The following is a 16785-nucleotide window of genomic DNA, read 5'->3' on the forward strand; positions in this document are numbered from 1 at the left end:
AGTAATGCTAAGAACTCAGATAGCTTGTGTAAGCTATTTGGGTTCTTTTTTATAAATAAAATAAGAAATTTTGCTGACTTTGAGAATGTATAGTGGAAATATTCTAGCTACAAAACGCTTTACACTTCGCCCTATGATTAGTCAACAGAAATTTTCTTCCGGCTCCTTGTATTTCTTCCTCTCTATTGGAGTGCACTAAAAAAAGGCTACATCAGCAAAAGCATGGTACGACTTGCGCTTTCAAATATAAAAGATGGGCTTATCTCCTTTTTTCATATCTGGGTAATAGGGATATACGTCTATTGCACATTTTTATCTAGGTGAATAGGATATATAGAATTTAAAAAAGGAGGTAATGTTAAATGTCAGGTGCACAAGGTGGATACGGAGCAGGCTTTGCGCTAATCGTTGTACTGTTTATTTTGTTAATTATTGTTGGAGCTTCTTGGGGAGGATTTTATTAATATTTATCTAAGGAGGTAATAAATATGGCATTTGGCTACGGATGCTTTGGTGGTTACGGTTATGGTGGTTTTGGCTATGGATATGGCTATGGTTTCACATTAATCGTAGTATTGTTTATCCTATTAATTATTGTTGGAGCAGCTTGTTACTATTAATAAAATGTAATTGTAGTAACCCGCTTGGATTTCCAAGCGGGTTTAAAAATTAAATACAAGATGCCTTTTTATTTACCGATCCCCAAACAATTTCTTCAACTTCATGACCTTCTAATGTTTCTTTTCTTAATAAGCTATCTACTAATTTTTGGTATTGATTCTGATGGGTTTTTATAAGATATTCTGCTTTTTCCAAACCTTTTGCAAATAATTCCTGCATTTTTGCCTCTTTTTCTTGTTTGCTGAATGTTAAGGTGAATCCATTTTCTAACATTCCGATATCAACCATTTGTTCAATTATTTGTTTTGCCTGTTGAACATCCCCGCTTACACCAATACTATGTTCTCCTAGGAACATTCTTTCTGCTGTACCACCAGCTAATACCATCGCAATTCGATCTAACAAATCGCTTGTTGTCGATAAATGAAGCTCTTTTGGAATAGGTGCTACATATCCAAGTGCATCACCTCGAGGAATGATGGTTGCTTTTCTAACAGATCCAGGCTTTGTGAGTGAAGCGACAAGGGCATGTCCTGCCTCATGAATCGCTACACGATGCTTTATTCTTGGGTCATTGAGTGACCGGGAAGTACTTCCTAAGATGGTTCGATCAAGTGCATAGTCCAGATCTTGTTTTTCAATTTGATCATGACCATTGTGAATAGCCCGTCTACTTGCCGTTTCAAAAAGCGAATGAAGTTCGGCACCCGAAAATCCAGAGGTACTTTCAGCTAAATCGTCTAACGAAGAGAGTACTTCAGTGGAAAGGGATTTTCCTTTCGTATGAATGTCGATAATTTCCCTTCTTCCTTTCGTATCAGGAAGAGGAACGTGGAAAGTGAAATCGATTCTTCCTGGGCGGAGAAAGGCTTCATCAAGCATATCCTTTCGGTTGGTTGCAGCAATAAACAAAATTCCGTCATTAGAATGTCCTCCATCCAATTGAACGAGAAGTTCGGTTAATGTTTTTTCACTTTCCTCTCCACCGTGTAGTTTACGTTTTCCGGCAAGAGCATCCACTTCATCAATAAAAATAACTGCTGGATTATGCTTTCTTGCTGCTTGGAATAATGATCGAACTCTGCTTGCACCGACACCAACGAATAATTCATTAAAAGCAGCTCCGCTCGTTGAAAAGAAGGAAGCGTTTAACTCATTAGCAATGGCTTGAGCAAGTAGTGTTTTTCCAGTTCCAGGAGGTCCATATAATAAGATTCCTTTCGGTGGTTTAATTCCTAGTTTTTGAGCACGTTTTGTATCTTTTAAGATTGTAAGTGTTTGTTGAATTTCTTCTTTCATTTCGTCACTAAGACCACCAACATTTTTTAAACTAATAGATGGTAAAGGACGTGGCTTGGCTACACTATTTTTCATAGAATTAGTAAGACCAATACCGCCTTTTGTTTTTTGCAATGTAAATGCAATTCCTGCCAATAAAAGAATGATTCCCCCTAGCAACCATTTGCCATAGCGGCTACTTGAGGAATAGGAGTAATGGATATTATATTTCTCTACTAGTTTATCAACCATTTGGCTGTTAGGCGGTACATGAGAGATATATTTATAATTTCCGGCCTCTAAGTAGAGGGTACCATCTGCTTGTTCAGTTAATGTCACCGTTTTCCCATTTTGTTTTTGAACGATTTTTTCGACTGATGAATAGGGGATAGAAATCTCTTTATGATTATATTGGACGAACCAAATGATACCTGCAACGACCACAATAAACGCTGCCAACAGCGGAATAAATACCGAAATGGTCTTCTTTTTACTATCTTTCAATGCCATCCTCCTCCATTCGATTCGTACTATATCCATTATAAAGTGATTTCCAGAAAAATGGGGGTGGGAATGAATGGGAATGAAATTTGAGAGTGATTAGTAGTTAACTTTGTATCTTGTCTGGTCATCTACTTTTGACAAAAGAAAATACACGAAAAGCATAATTATTTATATGAAAAATAAGTAACAACTTCAAAAAAGATGAATTCGTGAGGAAAATAACAGAGGAAGTTTTGTATTATGTTTCCTAAAATTTGAAAAAGTGGGGTTGTTAAACAAGGAGAATGTACTTCTTCGAGTAAATACAACCAATAATATCTAAATGAAAAAAGCTGAGCCCTAAAAAGTCATCTAAAGGGTCAGCATCTTTTCATTCAAAATTAAGATAATAATCGAAGATGAGGGATGATCGGAGTCAACACACTTTGAGCTAGGACGCCAATGCTCACCCCAATACTGGCTGATTTTTTCCATTTAAAAACATGAACTTTTTCATCTTTACCTTCATACAAAAATACGAGATGATCCGATTCCTCGGCAATACCAATTTTTTTATAAGGGATATTATTTTGTTTGAGTACAATTTCAAATGCTTTTTGAATTAAATCTAAGGTTGGTTTATCAATTTTAGTAATATCCATTTTGCCTCCTGAACTTTTTCATGATATATCCATTATAATCTTTTTGTACTATTGAATAAAAGAAATTCTCTGTGTTCATTCATTGAAATATTGCAAAGTGACAGTTTGAGAGATAAGATTGAAGTTATGGACAAAAATCTGAGATGCTTAAAGAGAGGAAAACAAAATGGGTAATGATTTCAAAAAAGAAGTATTATCGCGTCGGACATTTGCTATTATTTCACACCCCGATGCAGGTAAAACGACATTGACCGAAAAATTATTGTTATTCGGTGGAGCCATTCGTGACGCCGGTACGGTCAAAGCAAAGAAAACGGGGAAATATGCAACTAGTGACTGGATGGAAATTGAAAAGCAACGTGGAATTTCGGTTACATCTAGTGTTATGCAGTTTGATTATAATGGTTACCGGGTAAACATTTTGGATACCCCTGGACACCAAGATTTTAGTGAAGACACCTATAGAACCTTAATGGCAGTCGATAGTGCCGTGATGATTATTGATTCGGCAAAAGGAATTGAAGATCAAACGATAAAATTGTTTAAAGTTTGCCGGATGAGGGGAATACCTATTTTTACTTTCATTAATAAATTGGATCGTCAAGGGAAGCAACCACTTGAACTTCTAGCTGAATTGGAGGAGGTTCTTGGTATTGAATCTTATCCGATGAACTGGCCAATTGGAATGGGCAAAGAATTCCTTGGAATTTATGATCGTTATTATAATCGCATTGAACAATTCCGTGTAAATGAGGAAGAACGGTTTATCCCACTAAATGAAGATGGAGAAATAGAAGGTAACCATAAACTTGTATCTTCCGGTCTTTATGAGCAGACACTTGAGGAAATTATGCTTCTAAATGAAGCTGGAAATGAATTTTCTGCTGAAAGAGTTGCAGCAGGACAACTGACTCCGGTTTTCTTTGGAAGTGCATTAACGAATTTTGGTGTGCAAACCTTCCTTGAAACTTATTTACAATTTGCTCCACCACCAAAAGCACGCAATTCATCCATTGGTGAGATTGACCCGTTATCAGAAGAATTTTCTGGTTTTGTATTTAAAATTCAAGCGAATATGAATCCGGCTCACCGTGACCGAATTGCTTTTGTGCGAATTTGTTCTGGTAAATTTGAGCGCGGAATGGCGGTAAATCTACCGAGATTGGGAAAACAATTAAAACTTACCCAATCCACTTCCTTTATGGCAGAAGAACGTAATACCGTGGAAGAAGCTGTCAGTGGTGATATCATTGGTCTTTATGATACGGGAACCTATCAAATTGGTGATACATTGACAGTTGGTAAAAATAATTTTCAATTTGAAAGACTACCTCAATTTACACCAGAATTATTCGTAAGGGTTTCAGCGAAAAATGTAATGAGGCAAAAATCATTTTATAAAGGTCTTCACCAGCTTGTTCAAGAAGGTGCAATCCAGCTTTATAAAACTGTAAAAACGGATGAATACTTATTAGGTGCAGTCGGTCAATTGCAATTTGAAGTTTTTGAGCATCGAATGAAAAATGAATATAATGCTGAGGTACTTATGGAACGTCTAGGTTCCAAAATCGCACGTTGGATTGAAAATGATGAGGTAGATGAAAATTTATCTAGTTCAAGAAGTCTTTTAGTAAAAGATCGTTATGATCATTATGTATTTTTATTTGAAAATGACTTTGCATTACGATGGTTCCAGGAAAAAAATCCAACGATTAAGCTTTATAACCCAATGGATCAGCATGATTAATTTTCGTTTAAGAAGGCAGGATGATTTCCTGTCTTTTTTATTTTAAGTGTAAAGAAATATTTACGACTTTGATTACTCCCTAGCGGGTGAGTCGCCTTCGGTTCTTCCTATAAGTCAACATTGATTCGTCACGCGTTCCTCGTGTTTCCTTAATCTTAGCTAGAAAGTCACCACAAGTAAGGCTTCTACAGCATCAACATCGTAGGGCCGAAAGTGAAAGCTTTTGGAAGGAAGCTTTACGCCGCTGAGCAGCGGGCTTCCTCTTTTCTGATAATTTTAATAAAAGCCCCCAAAATCTTTTTTACTTTTTCGTAATTATTTAATAACAAAGAGGATGCATTATAAACATATTTGAAAAAAATGAAGTCTTTTTGTAATAAAATTAATGAAAGGAAAAGAAAGCCATTATTGGCATTTAGTCATTAATCAAAACGCATGCTCACCATAAAGACCATAGTTACTGGAATATGTTATAATTGGTCGAATAGAGGTGAGCTCATGCTAAGTTTGTTATTTATGGCTAAAAAGAAAAAACGAACATTAGAAGAAACAGTCACTTTGATTCAGCAAGGTGATAAGTCCCTGTTAAATGAAATAATTGAATCATATAAACCATTTATTGCTAAAACAGTTTCCTCTGTTTGTCGACGTTACATCTATGAAAACGATGATGAATTTAGCATAGGCCTTATCGCATTCAATGAAGCCATTGAAAAATACTCTCCAGAGCGGGGGAGCTCTGTTTTGAGTTTTGCTGAAATAATTATAAAAAGAAGAGTTATAGACTATATTCGAAAACAATCGAAAAATCAACACATTAGTATTGATATTACGAATTCTACACTAGAAGAGGAATCAACAGGAAGTGTAATTGTAAACGAACTTTCTTTAGATGAATATCAAAAAAAACATGATGAACAGCTTAGAAAAGAAGAAATTCTTCAATTTCAATCATTATTATCTAGCTTTGATCTAACATTTAGTGATTTGGTAGAAAATTCACCTAAACATGCAGATGCTAGAAAAAATGCCATACTAGCAGCAAAAGTGCTTGTTGAAAACCAAGAATTGAAAAAGGCGTTATTTGAAAAAAAACGGCTACCTATAAACAAGTTAGTAAAACAGGTGAATGTTAGTAGAAAAACCATCGAACGTAATCGGAAATATATTATTGCTATCGCACTAATTTTATCCAGTGATTATGTTTACATGAAGGAATATATAAAAGGGGTGCTTGACACATGAAAAAAGGGATTGTTATGGAGATGGATGAATCTTTTCTCACACTTTTAACCCCTGAAGGTGAGTTTTATCGGGCTAGAAGACAGGAACAGACTTATGAAATTGGGGAGGAAATATATTTTACTCCCATTCAAACGAAAAAACGAATGTCGTTATTTTTTCCATTCAAAAAAATGACTAATAAAAGCGCTAGTTGGATAGCAGTGGCCGCTGGACTGATTGTCATATTTGTTGCATTATTTTCTGATTTTCAAAGTAAACAAGCATATGCCTATATGTCCATTGATGTCAATCCAAGTATTGAAATTGGCGTAAATGAAAGAATGCAGGTAGTCGAACTTACAGGTTATAACCAGGATGGGAAAGAGATTATTTCACAATTAGATCATTGGGTCAAAAAAGATGTATCAGAATTAATAAAAGATATCCTAAAGGCAATGAAAAAACAAGGGTACTTAGCTAATAGTTCAGAGGTAATTATTTCTGCTGTCCGAACGAACGAACTAAAAGAAGAAGTAGAACGGAAACTAAAAAAGAATATGGATGAAATAAAATCGGAAATTACTAAACATAATTTAGATACCATTGTGGTATCAGGAACTAAAAAAGACCTAGAAAAAGCACATAAAATGGGGATTACGACGGGAAAATATCAGACTGAGGCTGTTAAAGAATCAAAAGAAAGAAAGAAAAAGAATACAGAAGTAAATAAACAGAAAAGTAACAAAAGTTATGAACATCGTAATGAAAGTAATCCTAACGGGAAGTCAAAAAAGCAATCGACTGAAATGAATAATATCCCTAAAAAAGCAGCTGAGGACCGTATCATTTCTAATATTGGGGATAATCGAAGTGGTAAACGGAATCCATCAGAAAAAGAGAAGAAAAATAATTATACAACTAATATACAAAACACTTTTCAAGCAAAAAAGGAATCTATTCTAATAAAAAAAGAATCCATTCAAAAGAAAGAGGAATCTATACAAACAAGAAAAGAGTCCATTCAAAATAAAAGAGAACCAATTCAAAAGAAAAAAGAATCCATTCAAAATAGAAGAGAATCTATTCAAACGAAAAAAGAGTCTATTCAAAATAAAAGGGAATCCATTCAAACAAGGAGAGAATCCATTATTCAAATGAGGAAAGAATCTCAAATGAGGACGAAATCCTATCATAATCCTAATCGGAATAATTCCTCTAATCATAATTGGAAGAATTCAAATAGTAACTCCAATAAGAGATGGCAAAATCATTCAAACAAAGGGAATTCCTCTTGGAAAAACAACAGGCCAGCACATAAAGGAAAAAATTGAAGTCCGGATACTACCGGACTTTTTCCATTTCATATGAAATTATTGTTGCCCTGCTTGTCCAGAAAGTTGTGCTTGGGCTTGTTTTACCAGTCTTTTGGTTATTTCTCCACCAACTGAACCATTTGCTCTTGAAACCGTATCCGAACCTAATTGGACACCAAATTCTTGAGCAATTTCATATTTAACTTGATCCAAGTATTGTTCTATACCAGGAACTAATAATTTATTTCTGCTATTTGCCATTTCTTTCACCCCTTTTTCTACAGAGAATTTATTCTCTGTATATTTATTATGGTTACGATATATTTTTTTCATAAGTGGAAATGTTTTTCGAAATTGTTAGTTTCTCCAAATCATGTTTTTCTGTTGGGTTTAGTCTGTTCCTTTGCTGACATCAATGGTTGGATGCATGAACGGTGAAGCTTTTGGTCTTTTTTTACTTTCTAAAAGCTCCCGATTTTCTGTTGTGTTCCATCCGATATCATTGGTTGGATGTACCCACTCATCACCAGCCATTATTGCCGGATCTGTATCTTCAGACCAATTTTCTAATGGTGAGTTTTCGGAAGAGTAATGACTGTCACCAATGACCACTCCATGTTTATTTATAAAAGGAGGTTGCATCTTAATACCTGTTCCTTCAAAGCTGGGAGCATTGATTTGATGAGGCATCGTTTCATTAATTGTAATTTTTTTTTCGATTGGCTTTTTTTGCTTTTTTGTCAATTTGAATCCCTCCTGTTTAAGATTATTTTCTTCTGGATAAAGATTTTTTATTTTAGAAAAAAATAGGAACGAATGATTGTTTAAAATTTGTTTCAAACTACGATTGTAAGCTTATTTTTCCAGGAGGTAATTGAAATGACAAAGCGCAAGGCAGAAGTCGATGCATTGGAAAAGTATACGAAAACACCTCACAAAAATGTTCAAGATAGTGAATTTTCAGCGGAATTTACCGATTCTGACAATTCCATAAGATTTCAAAACAGAAATTCCAAACAAGGAAAACAGGGGAAAAAGTAATATGAAGGGGCGCCGTAAAACACCGCCAAGGATACCGGTTGAGGAATTTAGTGTAGAAATTGGAGATGTAAATGGCAAACCTTTATTTAGAAAAATTAAACAGCTTTTCAACAATAGAAAAGAAAAAGAAAAATAAGCCGATTAAACACGGCTTATTTTTCTAACTTAAAAGGAAATAAATGATTAGTTTGATTTACACTATCGAAATAGGCTAATAAACCATAAGAGCCTTTTTCAATGATGCCGGTATTCAAATATTTATGAATATCGAAGGAAAGTTTTTCGACCAAGGTGTGTTTAAAAAGATCTTTCTCATCAAGTTGGAGATCTTCGAATTCTTTTCCTAAGATAGATGATGTATCGGCAATGCTTTTGTAAAGTTTTGAGCGTTCTTCTTTCGTAAAACTTACATTCCACCAAGGTTTTCTTGGTTTATATTTATGATGCCTTAAGTAATCGTATTTCATTAGGCTAAGTATACAATCCAAATCTTGAACAGATTTCTGTTCTAGGAATGAATAAAGGCGAGTGAATAGATCTTCAAGCTGATGACCTATTCTTGACCAACCTTGCTCATCCCAATAAGAACCAAATTGCTGGAAGAAATCAAACGGTGTTTCGAAAATACGAGTTACCAGAAACTCAATAGTATTGTCCATTCGATGGTCATTCCAATACTTTTCTAGAACATCTTCCACTTGTTTAATACGAACAATATCATCAAAAGAAAGCACATTGTTGCTTAAGATCTCGTATGGCGAGTGGTCCATATAAACATAATTATGTTCAGAAGCACGAAGCCGTAAACCGGTTCCGCGGAGCATTTTTAAAAATCCTAATTGCAACTCTTCAGGTCGCATTTCAAAAACATCATTAAATGTTTTTCGAAAGGAGAAATAGTCCTCTTCAGGCAGACCAGCGATTAAATCAAGGTGTTGGTCAATTTTTTTCCCCTCTTTTACCATGGTAACAGTTCTTTTCAGCTTTTCGAAGTTTTGTTTCCTTTTTACAAGTTCATTAGTATAATCGTTTGTCGATTGAACTCCAATCTCGAAGCGAAATAATCCTTTAGGTGCCTCTCGATTTAAGAACTCAATCACCTCTGGGCGCATAATATCCGCAGTAATTTCAAATTGAAAGACAGTACCAGGTAAATGTTCATCAATTAAAAAGCGGAACATTTCCATCGCATAGCTTCTACTGATATTAAAGGTGCGGTCCACAAACTTAATGGTTTTTGCTCCATTTGCCATCAAGTAACGAATATCCTCTTTAATTCGTTCCCGGTCAAAATAACGAACCCCGACTTCGATGGAAGATAAGCAAAATTGACAGCTAAACGGGCAGCCGCGGCTTGTTTCAATATAGGTTACCCTTTTGGATAAATGCGGAATATCTTCTTCAAAACGAAACGGCGATGGTAGTTCTCGAAGATTGAGCTTATTCCTTTGAGGGGTAATGAAAATCTTATTATTTTCTCGATATGCGATTCCATGGACATTCTCGAAATTCCGCTCTTCATTCAGTTCAAAAAGTAATTGTTTAAATGTTTGTTCCCCTTCTCCCATCACAATAAAATCAATCTCTGGATATTTTTCCATCCACTCCAGCGTATCGTATGAAACTTCAGGACCACCCAATACAATCAAAAGTGATGGGTCAATTTTTTTCAACATATTAACAACCTTAAGCGTTTCCTCAATATTCCATATATAACAGCTAAATCCGATAACATCTGCCTTTTGTTGAAACAGGTCAGAGACAATGTTCATTGCCGGATCTTTGATAGTATATTCTTTAATTTTGATATCAAATTCCGGGGCAGCATATGCTTTTAAACAGCGGATTGCAAGATTTGTATGGATATACTTTGCATTCAAAGTAGTACAAATGATATTCATTTAAATTGCTCCTTTTCTATATGAAAACAACAGACAATTATATCTTATTTTATACGAAATTGACAGCATGCAAACTGATTTTTGATTCTATATTCATTTCAAGCCATTATGTCATCGGAGTGAACAGAGATTGTTCATTTTTTTTTATGATCATTTTTTATCTGTCTTATAATAGTTGGTTTCATAAATTCAAGTTGTATCAAGAGTTATTCGAAAAATGGGTTAAGTGTTTTAAAAAATGATAAATGTTTGACTTTTATCACAGATATTAAAAATAAAATGTCCTACAATGGGAGAAGTTAACAATATTTTTTGAAGTTTCATGAACAATGTCAGGGGGAACATTCATGTCAGTTTTACCGAAAAAAAATGAACTCGGATTTTTTGAAATACGATTAGAGTCAATCGGCGGACTTGGGGCGAATTTGGCTGGAAAAATGTTAGCAGAAGCAGGTGTGCTCGGATTGGGATTAAGCGGCTCCAATTTTTCAAGCTATGGGTCTGAAAAAAAGGGGTCTCCTGTAAAAAGCTTTATTCGTTTTTGTGATCCGGATACAGCAATAAGAGATCACAGTCCAATTGAGGAGCCACATGTGGTGGGGGTATTTCATGAAGCGTTATATAAAACCATTGACGTAGTGAGTGGGCTTCGTGCAGATGGAATTGTTTTAGTGAACAGTTCAAGAGATTTTGATGAAATAAAAAAAGATTTGAATTTGGAATATGGCACACTTGCTATTGTCGATGCCTTAAATATTGCTGTGGAAGAAAAAACAAAGGTAAATACAGCAATGCTTGGGGCACTTTTTCGCATTTGTGAGTTTTTAGATCCTAATTCCATGAGAGAAGTCATTCGTAAAACCTTTGAAAAAAAATATCCGCATCTAGTGGAACCAAATATCCGAACATTTGACCGAGGCTATAATGAAGTTCAATTTAAAACGTATGAAGTTCCAGAGGGAGCAGAGGGAAAAACCTTCGTACGCATGCAGCCTCTACTAGGGTATGAAACACAAGAACTGGGAGGAGTTATTACTGCACAGGCAAATAGTATATTAAAAGACTTAAGCGGTTCCAGACAGGGGTTCCTACCAGAGTTTAATCGGGAAAAATGTATTGATTGTGCAGCTTGTGATAATGTTTGTCCTGATTTCTGTTTTGTTTGGGAAGAGGGAGAAGATAAACGCGGCAGAAAGCAAATGTTCCTTAAAGGTATTGATTATCAATATTGTAAAGGTTGCTTAAAATGTGTGGAGGCTTGTCCAACAAACGCCCTTACCGATTTACGTGAAATGATTGGTTATGCTGAAGCCAATCGGGTTAAACAAAACTTTCCTTATGCAGCAGGGGGGATATTATAATGGCTATTTTAGAAGACAAATTAAAAGAGCAAGGAATGGCAGAACAGGTTACTACTTTTGAATCCGGTAATGAAATGGCAGCCATGGCTGCAGCTCAAATAAATTATCATATCATGGGCTATTTTCCAATAACACCATCAACTGAGGTAGCACAATTTTTAGACCAAATGAAAGCTCGTGGTGAACATAATATTAAGCTGATTCCTGCAGATGGTGAGCATGGATCAGCAGGGATTTGTTATGGAGCTGCTGCAACGGGCGCTCGGGTCTTTAATGCTACAAGTGCAAATGGACTTTTGTATATGATAGAACAGCTTCCAGTACAAGCAGGAACACGTTTTCCAATGGTAATGAATCTAGTAACACGTGCAGTCAGTGGACCTCTTGATATTCGTGGTGATCATTCTGATCTTTATTACGCATTAAACACTGGATGGGTTATTTTAACGGCAAGAACGCCACAAGCCGTTTACGATATGAATATTATGGCATTAAAAATTGCTGAACACGCTAAGGTACGATTGCCTGTCATTGTTGCTTATGATGGTTTCTTCACTTCTCATCAAAAGCGACGTGTCCAATACTTTAAAGACCGCCGCGTTGTTCAACAGTTTATCGGTGAATGCCCAACGGACTATCATTTTATTAGAGATCCGAAAAAACCTGTAACAATCGGAGCTCACATGAATGGTGAAGACTTGATGAACAATCATTTTCAACAGTCTGAAGCCTTGTACCATGCCGGTGAAATTTTCAAGGAAGTTGCCTGTGAATATGCCAAACTATCAGGAAGAGAATATCCTGTTTTAGATTTATATAAAATGGAAGATGCAGAAGTTGCACTATTTCTATTAAACTCTGCAGCTGAATCAGCAAAGGATGTAGTGGATCAACTTCGTGCCCAAGGAGTAAAAGCGGGGGTTATCAGTCCTAACATTATTCGTCCTTTCCCTGCCAAGGAGATTCGTGAAGCATTAAAAAATGTAAAGGCATTACTAGTAGGTGAACGCGCCGATTCTTATGGGGCACATGGTGCAAATTTAACGCATGAAGTGAAATCAGCCCTTCAGGATGATAAGGACAATCAAACAATTGTGTTATGCCGCATATTTGGCCTTGGTGGTAAAGATTTTTATGCCAGTGATGCACATGAATTTTTCAAAATGGCGATTGATGCCATGGAGAAAGGTTATGCTGAAAAGCCGTTTGATTATTATGGTCACATACCGGGTGACCCTGAAAAAATTTTAAAACCTGTCATCACTCCGCAGCATGGTGATGTATTTAAAACAGGATTGATCGAAGTGAAAATGGATGAAGAAACGCAGAAGTTAAAGGTGAAAATTCCGCCACTTCGAGCGCTGACATCTAAACCAAAACGGATTGCTTCTGGCCACGGAGCCTGCCCGGGATGCGGTATTTTTGGTGGTCTTGAATTATTCTTTAAAGGGATTGAGGGGGATATTGTCACTCTGTTCCAAACGGGGTGTGCATATGTAACAACTACGGCCTATCCATACAGCTCCCATAAGCAAACGATGATTCATAATTTATTCCAGAATGGGGCAGCTACTTTATCTGGCACAGTTGAAGCGTTTATGGAATTAAAGCGGCGTGGAGAAATTCAAGTTTCTGATGATGCAACATTTGTCATGATTACTGGTGATGGTGGCATGGATATTGGAATGGGGTCTGCCATCGGAACAGCCCTTCGTGGTCATAAACTAATCATGCTCGAATATGATAACGAAGGGTACATGAATACTGGTTCACAAATGTCCTATTCCACCCCAATTGGTCATATGACAAGTACATCTGGTGTTGGAAAAGTTCAAAAAGGAAAGACATTCCACCATAAGGATACCGTACAAATTATGGCAGCGACCAATATTCCTTATGTCTTTACAGGATCTGAAGCATTTCCACAGGATTTAGTGAAAAAAGGCGCAAAGGCTCAATGGTATGCTCAAAATGTCGGTCCTGTGTACGGAAAACTATTAATTACATGTCCATTAAATTGGAAATCTGAAGACCGATATGGAACTAAAATACTAGAAGCGGCTGTAAATTCCTGCTTCTTCCCACTATATGAAATTGAACAAGGTGTAACAACGATTACTTATAATCCGGAAGAAAAGAATAAGCGTGTATCGGTTACAGAATGGTTTAAGTATATGGGAAAAACGAAACACTTGTTAAAAGAGGAAAACAAACCGATCTTGGAAGAATTTGAGGCAGAGGTAGAAAAAAGATGGCAACGCCTCAAAGCCATGCATGAAAATCCTTTATTATAAGATTATAAACGCAAAGAGAAATATTCTCTTTGCGTATTTCTTTACTCTAAACTATTTCTTTAACTGTACGGATAAATTCAGAAAGGTCTCTTATCTCTTTTCGTTTTTTTATAAGATTCTTTCCAAGTTCAAGCGTTTTTTGTTTTGCAGCTAGTCTAGTTTGTTCATCTTGAATACTATCTAAATCTGCTACATGTGCTAGACCGATGGTTCTGCGAATTAATTCGCACCCTGTATAACCAAGGGCATCCTCGAAATATTTGGCTAGATGATAATGTAAAAAGGATGTTGTGTTTGCTAATGGCTCTTTATTTTCCTTTTCCCATAGCTGTGAGAATTGAACTTGGAACACATTCCAAACCGTTTCCACATGTTGAATAAAAACATCACGGTGTTTTTCATTCACAATGACTTGGAACAACAGGTTGGCAAAAACCTGGCCAATATCGAAACCAGCCGGTCCATAGAAGGCAAATTCAGGATCAATTATTTTTGTTTGTTGATTATCAGCAAACATACTTCCTGTATGCAAATCACCGTGAAGGAGAACTTCTGCGTCGGTTAAAAAGATTTTTTTCAATACGTTAACATGAAACTTTAACTCCTCATCCTTCCATAGTTCTTCTACTGCTGGCCGCATATCTTCCTCAAATTCATTTGTTTCCGCATCAAAGTAAGGATCCGTAAAAATTAGGTCTTCGGTAATTTTACAAAGTTCGGGATTCATAAATTTTTGAACTTGCTCCTTTTTAGCCCCAGATCCAAGACCGTAATCGGATGTATAAAATAAAGTTTTGGCTAAATATTCACCAAGGTGTAGAGAGATAAGTGGAAAAGTCTCACCTTGGATGAATCCTTTACGGGCAATTGATAAGTGAGAAAGGTCTTCCATTACAGTAATGGCTAATTGATCATCTGTGTAATATACCTTTGGAACATAATCCGGAGCAATTTGTCCAAAAGTTTTTAAGGCATCAGCTTCAATTTTTGCCCGATGAAGGGTTAGTGGCCAACTTTCACCTACAACCTTTGCGTATGGCAGGGCTTGTTTGATGATGATACCTTGATTATGTTTTTGATCGACAATATGAAAAACGAGATTTAGGTTTCCGTCACCAATTTCCTTGCATGTTAAATCAGCATCTTCAGGAAATAGCTTTAAATCTAAAGCCTGTTTAATTGCCGTTTTTTCGTTTAATGGTTGATAGATTAATGGATTTAAAACGGTCATCAATAATACCTCCTTCGTTTGAGGAAAATTCCATACGAACTCAATTACAAATCAAATAAAAAGCCTCTTTCTGATAGAAAGAGGCGGCGAAGACGGTATTTGTCTGTCGTACCTCTTATCTTTCAGAAAGATTAACTTTCTGTTGGAATTAGCACCGTGCCTTACAGGATATACTGGCGCGGAAGAAAAGCGCCCCATTTCACAATGGTATTACGGTCGGTTGCTGGGCTTCAATGGGCCAAATCCCTCAGCCAGCTCTTGATAAGAGTAATCATTTTATAAAATTTTATCGATTCTTAAAAAATATATCAGTTCAATTGAGAAGATGTCAATCATTTTTGAAAATTATTTATTTTGCCTTTACAATTCCTAATAAAAGTTTTAATATTGTTAGCTAGTATTCTAGTGAAAATTGAATCAAGGTAAAATAGGTGAGAGAAAATGAAACAGTTTCCACGATCAGATTTATTAAATCGCCTTCCGAAACAATTTTTTGCATCCCTTGTTAAAAAAGCAAGTCAATATATAGAAAAAGGGTTTGATGTAATCAATCTGGGACAGGGAAATCCTGATCAACCAACACCAGACCATATTGTTTTTAAACTTCAGGAGGCAGCAACTAATCCCATAAATCATAAATATTCCCCATTTCAAGGGTTTGGTTATTTAAAGCAAGCTGCCGCCGATTTTTATCAAAGGGAATATGGAGTTAAGATTCATCCTGAAAAAGAAGTTGCCATATTATTCGGAGGTAAGGCTGGATTGGTTGAACTTCCCCAATGTTTATTAAATCCTGGAGATACTGTACTAGTTCCAGATCCGGGTTATCCTGATTATTGGTCAGGAGTAGCTATGGCAAAAGCAGAAATGGTTACCATGCCGTTAAAAGAAGAAAATCACTTTTTGCCAAAATACGATGAAATTACTAATGATGTATTAAAAAAGGCAAAACTAATGTTCCTCAATTATCCAAATAATCCCACAGGGGCAATTGCTACACCCGATTTTTTTGCGGAAACCGTTGATCTCGCAGAAAAACATGATATATGCATTGTCCATGACTTTGCCTATGGAGCAATTGGATTTGATGGTGTAAAACCGACAAGCTTTCTCCAAACAAAAGGGGCAAAAGAAGTGGGCATAGAAATTTACACCTTATCTAAAACATACAATATGGCTGGCTGGCGTGTTGCTTTTGCGGTAGGTAATGAAAGTGTTATTTCATCACTGGAACTGATACAGGACCACCTTTACGTTAGTTTGTTTGGTGCTGTTCAAGAGGCAGCAGCAATGGCGCTGACAGGACCTCAGGATTGTGTGAGGGAATTGAATCAAATGTATGAACGGAGGAGGAATGTCCTCATCGAAGGCCTCCAGTCTATTGGTTGGAATGTTACCGCTCCTAAAGGTTCATTTTTTGCTTGGTTAAAAGTACCGCAGGGCTTTACTTCCGAGGAGTTTGCAAATTTTCTTTTGGAAAAAGCCCATATCATGGTAGCGCCAGGAATTGGATTCGGTACTTATGGAGAAGGGTATGTCCGAGTTGGTTTATTGTCTTCTGAAGAACGCTTGAAAGAGGCTGTCAGAAGAATAAGCAGTTTAGAAATTTTTAAAAAATAGGTTGACAAT

At 36.2% G+C, this 16785-nt stretch carries 16 protein-coding genes and 1 riboswitch; of the genes, 10 read left to right on the forward strand and 6 right to left on the reverse strand.

The window, feature by feature from the left end:
- Positions 1–362 precede the first annotated feature (362 nt).
- Both G4Z05_RS12925 and G4Z05_RS12930 read left to right on the forward strand, forming a co-directional pair.
- A complete protein-coding gene (locus G4Z05_RS12925) occupies positions 363–464 on the forward strand; it encodes a YjcZ family sporulation protein (protein ID WP_081905148.1) in 102 nt (33 codons plus the stop codon).
- Between the two features lie 24 nt (positions 465–488).
- The gene (locus G4Z05_RS12930) at positions 489–620 is read left to right on the forward strand and encodes a YjcZ family sporulation protein (protein ID WP_163252253.1); all 132 of its coding nucleotides are present in this window, start codon (positions 489–491) and stop codon (positions 618–620) included.
- 49 nt (positions 621–669) lie between these two features.
- Here G4Z05_RS12930 and G4Z05_RS12935 read toward each other — a convergent pair whose 3' ends face one another.
- Together G4Z05_RS12935 and G4Z05_RS12940 are read right to left on the reverse strand one after the other, a co-directional pair.
- Complete coding sequence (locus G4Z05_RS12935; protein WP_240465387.1) at positions 670–2403, reverse strand: AAA family ATPase; 1734 nt, start codon at positions 2401–2403, stop codon at positions 670–672.
- A 380-nt stretch (positions 2404–2783) separates the two neighbouring features.
- A complete protein-coding gene (locus G4Z05_RS12940; RefSeq protein ID WP_163252255.1) occupies positions 2784–3044 on the reverse strand; it encodes a hypothetical protein in 261 nt (86 codons plus the stop codon).
- 166 nt (positions 3045–3210) lie between these two features.
- Between G4Z05_RS12940 and G4Z05_RS12945 the strand changes: the two genes are divergently transcribed.
- The 3 genes from G4Z05_RS12945 (at position 3211) to G4Z05_RS12955 (ending at position 7346) form a co-directional block, all read left to right on the forward strand.
- Complete coding sequence (locus tag G4Z05_RS12945) at positions 3211–4791, forward strand: peptide chain release factor 3 (RefSeq protein ID WP_163252256.1); 1581 nt, start codon at positions 3211–3213, stop codon at positions 4789–4791.
- Between the two features lie 498 nt (positions 4792–5289).
- Positions 5290–6036: an RNA polymerase sigma factor SigI gene (gene sigI, locus G4Z05_RS12950; RefSeq protein WP_163252257.1), complete on the forward strand. Its 747-nt coding sequence runs from the start codon at positions 5290–5292 to the stop codon at positions 6034–6036.
- A complete protein-coding gene (locus G4Z05_RS12955) occupies positions 6033–7346 on the forward strand; it encodes an anti-sigma factor domain-containing protein (protein WP_163252258.1) in 1314 nt (437 codons plus the stop codon). The genes sigI and G4Z05_RS12955 overlap by 4 nt, the downstream gene beginning before the upstream one ends.
- Before the next feature lie 39 nt (positions 7347–7385).
- On the opposite strand, the gene G4Z05_RS12960 is transcribed toward G4Z05_RS12955, so the two are convergent.
- Positions 7386–7589, reverse strand: coding sequence for an alpha/beta-type small acid-soluble spore protein (locus G4Z05_RS12960; protein ID WP_038540551.1), 204 nt, complete (start codon positions 7587–7589; stop codon positions 7386–7388).
- A 129-nt stretch (positions 7590–7718) separates the two neighbouring features.
- Positions 7719–8072 carry a DUF3905 domain-containing protein gene (locus G4Z05_RS12965; protein ID WP_163252259.1) on the reverse strand — a complete coding sequence of 118 codons (354 nt, stop codon included), beginning with the start codon at positions 8070–8072 and terminating at the stop codon, positions 7719–7721.
- Between the two features lie 135 nt (positions 8073–8207).
- On the opposite strand from G4Z05_RS12965, the gene G4Z05_RS12970 reads away from it, so the two are divergent.
- Together G4Z05_RS12970 and G4Z05_RS16635 are read left to right on the forward strand one after the other, a co-directional pair.
- Entirely contained in the window at positions 8208–8369 is a 162-nt protein-coding gene (locus G4Z05_RS12970; protein WP_163252260.1) for a hypothetical protein, read from the forward strand.
- Position 8370: 1 nt separating this feature from the next.
- Positions 8371–8505, forward strand: coding sequence for a hypothetical protein (locus tag G4Z05_RS16635; protein ID WP_276207647.1), 135 nt, complete (start codon positions 8371–8373; stop codon positions 8503–8505).
- Positions 8506–8521: 16 nt separating this feature from the next.
- On the opposite strand, the gene G4Z05_RS12975 is transcribed toward G4Z05_RS16635, so the two are convergent.
- Positions 8522–10270 carry a B12-binding domain-containing radical SAM protein gene (locus G4Z05_RS12975; protein ID WP_163252261.1) on the reverse strand — a complete coding sequence of 583 codons (1749 nt, stop codon included), beginning with the start codon at positions 10268–10270 and terminating at the stop codon, positions 8522–8524.
- Between the two features lie 347 nt (positions 10271–10617).
- On the opposite strand from G4Z05_RS12975, the gene G4Z05_RS12980 reads away from it, so the two are divergent.
- Positions 10618–11631 (forward strand): 2-oxoacid:acceptor oxidoreductase family protein, encoded by a 1014-nt coding sequence (locus G4Z05_RS12980; RefSeq protein ID WP_163252262.1) that lies wholly within the window; start codon positions 10618–10620, stop codon positions 11629–11631.
- The gene (locus tag G4Z05_RS12985) at positions 11631–13925 is read left to right on the forward strand and encodes a thiamine pyrophosphate-dependent enzyme (RefSeq protein WP_163252263.1); all 2295 of its coding nucleotides are present in this window, start codon (positions 11631–11633) and stop codon (positions 13923–13925) included. The genes G4Z05_RS12980 and G4Z05_RS12985 overlap by 1 nt, the downstream gene beginning before the upstream one ends.
- Positions 13926–13971: 46 nt before the next feature.
- On the opposite strand, the gene mtnK is transcribed toward G4Z05_RS12985, so the two are convergent.
- A complete protein-coding gene (mtnK, locus tag G4Z05_RS12990) occupies positions 13972–15156 on the reverse strand; it encodes an S-methyl-5-thioribose kinase (protein WP_163252264.1) in 1185 nt (394 codons plus the stop codon).
- Positions 15157–15268: 112 nt separating this feature from the next.
- Positions 15269–15424: riboswitch (SAM riboswitch) on the reverse strand.
- A 173-nt stretch (positions 15425–15597) separates the two neighbouring features.
- On the opposite strand from mtnK, the gene G4Z05_RS12995 reads away from it, so the two are divergent.
- Entirely contained in the window at positions 15598–16776 is a 1179-nt protein-coding gene (locus G4Z05_RS12995; RefSeq protein WP_163252265.1) for a pyridoxal phosphate-dependent aminotransferase, read from the forward strand.
- Positions 16777–16785 lie beyond the last annotated feature (9 nt).

It is taken from the genome of Neobacillus thermocopriae (assembly GCF_010975035.1).
Lineage (GTDB): Bacteria > Bacillota > Bacilli > Bacillales > Cytobacillaceae > Neobacillus > Neobacillus thermocopriae.